This is a genomic window from Methanoculleus methanifontis, from assembly GCF_030464365.1.
Taxonomy (GTDB): Archaea; Halobacteriota; Methanomicrobia; order Methanomicrobiales; family Methanoculleaceae; genus Methanoculleus; species Methanoculleus methanifontis.
Genome location: NZ_VCYI01000015.1, coordinates 67,491 through 76,618, shown reverse-complemented (window position 1 = coordinate 76,618; position 9,128 = coordinate 67,491). Strand labels below are relative to the sequence as shown.

Sequence of the window (9,128 nt, the reverse complement as noted above, 5' to 3'; positions counted from 1 at the left end):
GTCGGATCTATCCTGATGGACATCAACGAGGAGTGGGTCACCGGCAGAAGGTATTTGACCATGGAGAAGGAATGATCAGGCAAGGAGACGGGGCTCAGGCAAATTACAGAAGATCTGAGACGTTACCGAAGTGGCTGCAGGAAAACCAGCAGTTCTGCTTCACCTCGATGGATGTTCAGACGATCGCCCGGAAGAAGACAAAGATACGCGGTCTGCCGAAGGCGGACGAACCGGTGGAGACGGTCTAGACAGTCGCTGCAGAGATTGGGTACAACCCCGGGGTTGTCGACCACTTCCGACTGAAACTCGGTCGGTTTGTTCTGGCGACGAATGACCTGGAACTCTTGCCGGGCGAACTCTTGGCGAACTACAAAGAGCAGGGTACGGTGGAACAGGGTTCCGGTCCCTCAAGGATCCCTCGTTCCGGGTGGCGAAGATCTATCTTAGGGACCCCTCCTGGATCTAGGCACTGGCGATGATCATGCTACTCTGCCTCTTTGTCTATGTGATGACAGAGTTCCAACTCCGTCGAAAACTTATGAAAAAAGATCTGCGGAATGTGGGATGAATGACTTGGCAGAAGAGTTATCAGTGATTTCCAATAATGCTATCGAATTGGTCACTTGCACCTCTTTATTATCTCATATATTCGCATGTATGACAACCCATCCTCATATTTATGGAAAATTTCTCTGATACATGCTCTCTTTTCTGAATCTTTTTCTGGATTATGGATATATTCTTGCATTGCCTCAATAAGTTCCTTGTTTGTTGAAATTTTAGGTCCAGGGGTGATTTGATAGTAGTCATACAACAGTCCACGATCATTCTCGTAACTTTCAAGATCATATGGCACAAAGATCAGTGGCCGATCCAAGAGCAAATAATCTACCCATATGCTTGAATAATCACTGATCAAGATATCAACGAAGGGTAAGAGCTCCTGTACATCTTCAAATACATCAGAGGTCGCAGCAATTACTCTATCTCCAGTGAGAGGCCCATCGCTGTTCTTTTCGACTCTTGCAGAGATATCATCCATCCGGTGACTTCGCAAGAGTAGATATGCATCGTTTGTTTCGAGAAATGCTTTGATCTCTCCTAAGCAGAAGTCATCAAATGGAAAAAATCGAGTTTTCGCTCTCTCTCGCCACGTTGGAGCATAAAGGATAATCTTCTTTTGTAAATACGGGAAGCGGACTAAGATTTCTGATGATGGTGCTTTCTTTTGTTCGACTAAGTAGTCATTACGAGGATATCCTGTTATCACCACCCTATCAATTGGCAACCCTGAGCAGAGCGCAGTTGAATTCCTATCGATAGCAGAACTACTGATCCAGTATGTAAATTGAGGGGTTTCTAAAAACCTAGCGAATGAAAAGCGCTTGTTGCTTTCAAGTTTTTGTGTAACACCTATCCTCTTTATCGGTACCCCATGCCACAACTGGATCGTAATTGTCTTTTGCGAAAAGGCGACGAATGGTATATCTGCTCCCCCCATCACATAAAATATCACTCTTGCGCGAAGGAGTGTTAGTATTCCATCCAATGAGTACTGATACACAGCTCGGCAGTTTTTGGATCGTTCCGAATACTTGGATTCGACTAATGATTGATTGCGGGTGATCCACACTGTCTGGAACTCATCACTATAATGCTCAATAAATTTTTGGAAAAGATATTTACTATTTCCGGAAAGTTTTTGGCCTGCCTGACCTGAGAAAACCAGAAGGTTGTCTTCTTTTGGCCACATAAAGTCCACAAATCTAAAAAATATGAGGATGAATTGATACAATACCAATAACGGGTAAACAATTGGACTGTCTTTGGAGAAATCTAATATTTTTGTTATAAAAGACATATCACTCCCGAATTTTGCTCACTAAACCACTATAGTATTGAAAGCATTCCTGACAATAATACGTACTAGCAACAACTTCCTTGCGCTGCTCATAAGTCATATAAGGCAGGCGTTTGTAATTTGCTACTGCAACATCGGTTAGGACACCAACAGTGACCTTACCCAACTCTGCGGCTCGGCGGATTACATTTAAGTGGCCGGAGTGGATTATATCTGCACTCATCCCGACGTAAACTATCTTATCACCTGACATGCAATTCCCTAGGGTTGGTAATATTCTAGCAAACAAATATATATGGCCATCGAAAATGATGAACACTATTAACACTTAAAATCCGTTTCAAGACTGATAAAATAAAGTTACATGTTCAATGCGTCATGTTACATACTTATACAAGATGGCGATCCAAATGGCAGAATGACGCCTCAAAACCCTCAAAAGAGCCATACCATTTGCTTCGCTACTTAATCCATCAATGATCGCCGATAAATCTCGGATGAATAATCTGGGATTACAATGTTTATCTCTGTAGGGTGAAAGGGCAGAGCGGGAAGACCCCATGCGCACGCTAGGAGAGCGGTGTCCCTTCACCAAGAGACTACACCCTCAAATTAAGAGGTCTTAATGCACCGGCAATCGATGAGATAACTACCATGCTCGCCACCCTCATCCTCGACTTCGACGGCGTCGTCGTCGAATCCCTCCCCTTAAAGACCGCTGCGTTCAAAAAGATCTTCTCCTTCGCGCCCTCCGAACACCTCGACGCAATCATCGCCTTCCACCTCGAGAACGGCGGGATGTCCCGGTACGACAAGTTCCGCCACATCTACGCAAACATCCTCCACGAAGACCTCTCTCCCGAGCAGGAGGAGCGGCTTGCGAACGAATACGTCGGGCTTATCTTCGACGCCATGCTCACCGTACCCTACGTCGCGGGCGCAGAAGACCTCCTCCGGGACTGCTCCCGGCGGCTTCCGCTCTACATCGTCTCCGCAACCCCGGAGGGCGAGATGCAGGAGATCGCCCGCCGCCGGGACCTTACCGGATTCTTTGTCCGGATCTACGGCTCGCCGAAGACGAAGGCCGAGTGCATCAGGGAGATCCTCGCTGAGACCGGCGCCGCGCCGGAAGAGGCTCTCTTCGTCGGCGATGCCCCGAACGACTGGCAGGCGGCATACGAGACGGGCGTTCGGTTCGTGGCGAGAATCCCGCCCGGCGACCCGAACCGGTTTATCGGCCGGCCGGGGGTGGAGGGGATCGTGGAGAACCTTCATGAACTCCGGGAGTACCTACGGGAGAACATATGCTCATCCCGATCTCGTACCCCCTGAACCGGAGAGCGCCCCTCTACCCCGGAACGGAACCGCTCGCGATCACCCGCACGAAGTCATTCGACAAGGGCGATGCGGAGGAGAAGAGCCTGATCACCTTCTCCAGCCACGCCGGGACGCACATCGACCTCCCCCGGCACTTCTGCCTGGACGGGGGCTCGGTCAGAGCCCTCCTTGCGCCGGAGGCGGTTTTTGAGCCCGTGCGGTGCATCGCGATCCCGAAGACGGGAGCAGAATCGATCCGGATCTACGATCTCCTTCCCTATCTCGATGCGATCCGGGCGTCGCGCGCGCTCTTCATCAGGACCGGGAGCGGCCGGCTCCGGGAGAGCGACCCGGATGCCTACGCGAGAGAGCATCCATGGGTGCACCACGAGGTTCCGGGCTTCCTCCGCATGGAGAACCCGGGCCTCAGGCTGTTCGGGATCGACACCATATCCATCGCCGTCCCGGCAGAGCCGGAGGAGGGTGCAGAGGCCCATCGTGCGTTCCTCTGCGGTTCCCCGCACATCTTCCTCCTCGAGGACGTGGATCTCTCGTACGGCCGGCTGATCGAGGAGCCATGGATCCTCCGGGTCTACCCGACGGTCTTCGACGACCTGGAGGGGGTGCCGGTAGTGGCGCTCGCGGAGTTCGGGTGAGGAGGGTGCTAGGGCTCAGAAAAATCCACCTGGATCGGCGGAATCGCTCTCTGAAACGTGCTCCTTCATGACAACGGAGAATGTCCGGAGGACGGTCAGATCATGCTGCAGGATCGCATACACCTGCTTGAGATCCAGGTTCCAATAGATATGGACGAGCACGTTTCGGAATCCTGCCAGGTTTGAGAGATCCCTTGCAAGAGATTCAGGGATAATCCCCTCACCGGCGAGGACCTCGAATGTCTCCCGGTATGTGAACGGCTTTCTCAACCTTTCCTCTGCAATCACATCAGTTGCTATGTCGAGTGCGGACTGGATGGATAGCAGCATGGCATGGTGAACCATATTCTGTGTATCCCGGTCCTGCAGGAACTGCTTCTTTGGGATGCGTTGATACCGCTCCCAGTCTCTCAGAGCCTCCTCCAGTTCCCGCATATGATGAAAAAGCCTCATTCTCCCACCCTGGCTAGGAGACCTCTGTCAATCGTATCGTAGAGATATTTCAGATCGAGGAACTGCGCAATCACGCCGGCCTCAAAAGCGATGCGCGTGTCCTCATCCCGGGAGACAAGAAGACGGCCGGTCTTCACCACCTCATACTGGAACTCGACGGGCGCATCATTCAGGATACGGAGATCGATCTCATACCTCGGCGTGATGCATCGCTCAAGGTCGGATGCAATGCCCATGGTATATTTGTAGAGTTCATAGGGTTCTCTCTCCCCGGAGACAAACAACGCTATATCAATGTCGTGGAACTCGGCATGGCGGAGGAAAGAGCCATAGAGGTATCCGAGCAGTATATCCTCCCTGCCGTCCAGGCATCGGCGGATCTGACCGATGATCCGCTCTCTGTCAATACCATCCACTTCTCCCTTTCACCTCCCCATCGGCCGACCCCTCACAGCGGGTCAGTCTCACATATAATCAGACCTGCCGGCAAAGAGGGTTGCGTCATCCCTGCTCATTAACCCTTCCCTGCGGCAGAACCCGGTGTCCTGCAGTGGCTACCCCCTGCCGAAGGACATATGGGAGGATCATGTGCTGGCCCCGTATGTGCCTGGTGCCTGGAGATTGCCCGTGCATGAGGACTGCCGTTCACGCTCCCGGCCCGAAAGCGGCTCCCATTCCCGAAAGAATATCCCGGAGCCGCTCCCTGCGCCATCTCTTCGATCTCTGTCCCCTCAGATAATCCCCATCTCCGACAACCTCGTCGGCAGGTACTCCTTCGTCACGAAGTCGAGCCCCCTGCTCGCGAACGCCTGCTGTTCCGACTTCAATTTCATCTCGAGCTGCAGGTTGATCTGGCTCCTCCAGTAGTCGGTCGCAAACCTCGGATCGGTCAGTTCCGCTTTCAGGGCGCTGACATCCTGCTCGGTGAGGTGGTCGGCGGGGAGGTTGTAATCGGAGATGTCGGAGGGCTGCACGCCGATGAACTGCGCCTGGGGGGTCGCGAGAAGTTCCGACATATGGGCGCTCTTGATCGAGCCGTAGGCGACGCTCGCGTAGATCCGGTAGGACCAGGGGTCGCCGTCGGTGAAGACCACGATGGGGAGATTGAGCGAGTCGTTGAGCTTGCGCAGGACTCTCCGCGTCGAACGTGCCGGCTGCCCCTTGAGGTGGACCAGGACCGCCCCGTACTCCTCGTCGAACCCGTTCTCCATCAGACGGGCGTACATACCGCCGGTCTCGATGGCGATGACGAACTTCGCGTCATGGTCGACGAATTCGAGGTTGTCGACGTTGTTCGGGATGGGGTAGCCAGCCTCCCCGACATCCTCCTGGCAGTGCATCTCCTTGACACCGCGCCGGGTGGTCTCCCGGATCCGCAACGGCCCGAAGACCGAGGCCCCGTCCTCCTCCGGCCGGAGGTGGAACGCCTCCCGCTGCACCTCGGTGATGATCTCGAGGTCTTCGATGAGATGGTTGCTCTCGTCCTGGGCACCGAACTTCGCCTTCTTCCAGCCTTCCGAGATGTAATACAACTCTCTCAGGGTCGACGACCGGTTCTCCACGAGTTGCTGCTTCAGAAACCCGATGAGGTAGGCCATCTTCAGGAGATGAACCGCCCCTTTCTCGGTCGACGCCGCCCGGGTACTCTCCCGCTCGCCGTACTTCCAGACCTCGCTCGCATCGTCGTACGCGATATTCCGCTTCGTCCGCGTCGGCAGCCGGATGAACGGCACGATGCCGTCCCGCATCTGGTCGTACCAGGTGCGGGCGATACCGACGAGCCGCTCCTTTGCCAGTGCATCCATCTCTTCCCTAGACATCGAGATCCACCACCACTTTCCTGCCGTCCTCCACACCGCGCAGATCGACCGAACCGTCGCCCGATCCCGTGTAGACGATCTGCCAGGCCTCACCGGGGTCGAGCGTGCACCGCCAGACCTTGTTGTACTCCCCGTCGATACTGTCCACGAAATCCGGCCGGGGCTTCGCGTCTTCCGCCGCATCGCGGGAGAGGTTGTAGAGGACGAGGGTGACTTCCTTCGCGGTGTAGTTGTTCACGTCGATACGGACCTTCCCGTCGACCGTCCGTTTCTTCGCGACGACCTTGCGCATGATCTTTCCCTCGATCGGGGAGGTGTCCACCAGAGGGAGTTCCACGATCTCGCTCACCTTCGCGGCGATCTCGGGGATGACCGAGCATATCGCCCGGGCGCGGTCGTCCTGCTGCTTCTTCTTGTCCCGCCGGTAGAGGTAGGTCTTGAGCTCCCGACCGAGTTCCTGGAGGACGAGGACGACCTCCCGCTCGATCTCCGGGATAGACGCGACCGCGTCCTTGCTCTCGCTCGTGAAGGGAACGTTCGTGGACGCCACGTGAACCATGATCAGCACCGGGCCCATGGGAAGGCCCTGCTGCGAGAGGCCGTAACTCTTCCAGTTCACCTGGGAGGCACAGCTCGTGATCGCGCAGGCGCCCTGCTGGTAGAGGAGCGGGACGCGGTTTGCGAACCGGAAGAGCTGGGCGGTGCCCTCGGCGGGAACCTTGCCGCCATAGCCGATCGCCGCCTCGATGATGAACGAGTGCCCGCCGTAGACGGTGCTCGGGCGGGTGCGGGCCTTGATGAAGTCGAGCTGGATCTCCTTCTCGAGCCCCTTGCAGATCAGGTCCTCGCCGATGGGGGAGAGGCACTGCTGCGCCGGCGGGGCCGGGACCTTCACGGCCTGCATGGCGTCGAGGAGACGTTTGAGTTCATCCGACTCGAGTTTGTTCACCTTCCGGGCGGGTTTGAGGTTGGCAAGCGCGATCATCTCGTCCGCGGTCTTCTTCCCGACCTTGGAGAAACTGCCGATGAGGAACTCCTCAACCGTCCCGGTGTTCGCGGCGGCGATCCTTTTTAGGGCGCCGAACTCGATCCCGTGGGGGTGGGGGAGGATGGGTTTCGGGCACGGCGGGACCTCGCCCGATACCCGCTCGAACGTCGTCACCTCGCCGTCGATATCGGCCGTTATCCGGGCGTGTGGGTTGACGATCGCCGTGAGGCGGAGGTAGTCCACCAGCCGCTTCTTCGCGGCGAGGGTGCTCTTGAACTGGATCTCGATCCGTGTCCCGTGCGTCCGGTCCCAGTCGATCTCCTCGTGGGTGACGATCTCCGGCTCGTTGGTCTCGGTCTTGATCATCAGCTCGAACCGGTGCGCTCTCGCCTTCGCCCCCGTCCGGGAGACGACCTGCGTCGGGATGCCCGTGGTGAGCTGCGCATACAGCACCGCCGCCGATATCCCGATACCCTGCTGCCCGCGGCTCTGCCGGATCTGGTGGAACCGGGAGCCGTAGAGGAGTTTCCCGAAGACCGGGGGGACGTTCTCCGGCACGATGCCGGGGCCGTTGTCCTCGACGGTTATCCGGTAGACCTCGGCGTCGACCTTCTTGATGCCGACGAAGATGTCGGGGAGCACCTCCGCCTCCTCGCAGGCGTCGAGCGCGTTGTCCACCGCTTCCTTGATGGTGGTGATGATGCCCCGCGTTGGGGAATCGAAACCGAGCAAATGCTTGTTCTTCTCGAAGAACTCCGCGACGCTGATGCTCCGCTGCTGTTTGGCGAGGTCTTCAGCAAGCACCATGCCGTGCCACCTCGGCGATGGCGTCCTCAAGGCTCCTCTCCTGCTGCTCGCCGGAGTGGAGGTTCTTGAGGGTTACCGTGCCTGCCTCGACCTCGCGCTTCCCGAGAACCACGGCGAAATCCGCGGACTTCGCGGCGCGGGAGAGCTGTGCGCCCATCCCGCGCTGCATCAGGTCGGCCTCGGCCCGGATCCCCGCCTCCCGGAAGGCCCGGGCGACCTCGAGCGCCCGTGCCCGTCCTTCCGGTGTGCAGACGACACCGACGACGGGTTCGTGGGCGAGTTCGAACTCCCCGATCGAGACCATGACCCGGTCAAAGCCGATAGCGAACCCGCAGGATGCCACGTCGTCGCCGCCGAAGAGGTGGGCGAGACGGTAGGTGCCGCCGCCGAGGATCTGGTTCTCCGCGCCGAGGTTCTTCGCGAATCCCTCAAAAACCATTCCCGTATAGTAGTCGAGCCCTCGGGCGATTCCGAAGTCGGGCCGGTAATCGATATTCTGGGAGTCGAGGAGCGAGAACGTCTCTTCGATCCGCGCGCGCTCGGGGACGTCGCCCGCGACCTCGAAGACCTCGGAGACGGTGCGGCACTCTCCGAGCGCCGCAAGGGGCTCGGCAAGGTGGGTGAGGTTCTTCTCGACCAGCGCCGTCTCGAGCCCTTTCTGGTCGTGCTTGTCGAGATACGCCATGATCGCCCGCTGGTCGCCGGGATCGAGCCCGGAGAGGAGATGCTTCATCGGCGCAAGGTGGCCGACGTGGAGGTCAAAGGTGGCGCCGCTTGACCGAAGGGTATCGTCGGCAAGCATGATCACCTCGGCGTCGGCGCTCGCCGTATCCGCACCGATCAGCTCGACGCCGAACTGCCAGAACTGCCGGTAACGGCCTTTCTGCGGCCGCTCGTAGCGGAAGCAGTCGGCGAAGTAGCACCAGCGGAGCGGTTTCGGGAGCACCTTGCCCTCGTTAACGTACATCCGGAGGACTGCTGCGGTCACCTCCGGCCGGAGCGTCATCTTTCTCCCGCCCTTGTCCTCGAAGACGTACATCTCCTGGATGATCCCTTCGCCGGACTTCATCGTGAAGAGTTCGAGGTGCTCGAAATCAGGCGTACAGACCTCGCGGTATCCCCACCGGCGGCCCGCGTCCCGCATCCGCCGCTCGATCAGCCGACGCCGTTCCATCTCGTCGGGTAAAAAGTCCCGTGTTCCCCGTGGTTTCTGAAGCATTCAGTAT

General features: G+C 57.3%; 9 protein-coding genes and 1 pseudogene. 3 read left to right on the top strand and 7 right to left on the bottom strand.

Features of this window, described 5'->3' with window-relative positions; genetic code table 11:
• Window positions 1-128: 128 nt before the first annotated feature.
• Window positions 129-538 (top strand): annotated as a pseudogene (locus FGW20_RS13410) (IS1634 family transposase); the annotation flags it as partial.
• A gap of 81 nt (window positions 539-619) precedes the next feature.
• Here FGW20_RS13410 and FGW20_RS11190 read toward each other — a convergent pair.
• Together FGW20_RS11190 and FGW20_RS13380 are read right to left on the bottom strand one after the other, a co-directional pair.
• On the bottom strand, window positions 620-1,753 hold the full coding sequence (locus FGW20_RS11190; RefSeq protein ID WP_301678174.1) for a CDP-glycerol glycerophosphotransferase family protein: 1,134 nt from the start codon (window positions 1,751-1,753) through the stop codon (window positions 620-622).
• Between the two features lie 109 nt (window positions 1,754-1,862).
• Window positions 1,863-2,114, bottom strand: coding sequence for an adenylyltransferase/cytidyltransferase family protein (locus FGW20_RS13380; protein ID WP_367617949.1), 252 nt, complete (start codon window positions 2,112-2,114; stop codon window positions 1,863-1,865).
• Between the two features lie 401 nt (window positions 2,115-2,515).
• On the opposite strand from FGW20_RS13380, the gene FGW20_RS11185 reads away from it, so the two are divergent.
• Window positions 2,516-3,193, top strand: coding sequence for an HAD family hydrolase (locus FGW20_RS11185; protein ID WP_301678173.1), 678 nt, complete (start codon window positions 2,516-2,518; stop codon window positions 3,191-3,193).
• Window positions 3,166-3,834: a cyclase family protein gene (locus tag FGW20_RS11180; protein WP_301678172.1), complete on the top strand. Its 669-nt coding sequence runs from the start codon at window positions 3,166-3,168 to the stop codon at window positions 3,832-3,834. The genes FGW20_RS11185 and FGW20_RS11180 overlap by 28 nt, the downstream gene beginning before the upstream one ends.
• Window positions 3,835-3,849: 15 nt before the next feature.
• On the opposite strand, the gene hepT is transcribed toward FGW20_RS11180, so the two are convergent.
• From hepT to hisS, 5 genes are all read right to left on the bottom strand, one after another.
• Window positions 3,850-4,269 (bottom strand): type VII toxin-antitoxin system HepT family RNase toxin, encoded by a 420-nt coding sequence (hepT, locus tag FGW20_RS11175; RefSeq protein WP_301678171.1) that lies wholly within the window; start codon window positions 4,267-4,269, stop codon window positions 3,850-3,852.
• A 14-nt stretch (window positions 4,270-4,283) separates the two neighbouring features.
• Window positions 4,284-4,703, bottom strand: coding sequence for a nucleotidyltransferase domain-containing protein (locus FGW20_RS11170; RefSeq protein ID WP_301678170.1), 420 nt, complete (start codon window positions 4,701-4,703; stop codon window positions 4,284-4,286).
• Between the two features lie 315 nt (window positions 4,704-5,018).
• Entirely contained in the window at window positions 5,019-6,107 is a 1,089-nt protein-coding gene (locus tag FGW20_RS11165; RefSeq protein WP_301678169.1) for a DNA topoisomerase IV subunit A, read from the bottom strand.
• A complete protein-coding gene (locus FGW20_RS11160) occupies window positions 6,100-7,902 on the bottom strand; it encodes a DNA topoisomerase VI subunit B (RefSeq protein WP_301678168.1) in 1,803 nt (600 codons plus the stop codon). The genes FGW20_RS11165 and FGW20_RS11160 overlap by 8 nt, the downstream gene beginning before the upstream one ends.
• On the bottom strand, window positions 7,889-9,121 hold the full coding sequence (gene hisS, locus FGW20_RS11155) for a histidine--tRNA ligase (RefSeq protein WP_301678167.1): 1,233 nt from the start codon (window positions 9,119-9,121) through the stop codon (window positions 7,889-7,891). Before hisS ends, FGW20_RS11160 begins: the two co-directional genes overlap by 14 nt.
• Window positions 9,122-9,128 lie beyond the last annotated feature (7 nt).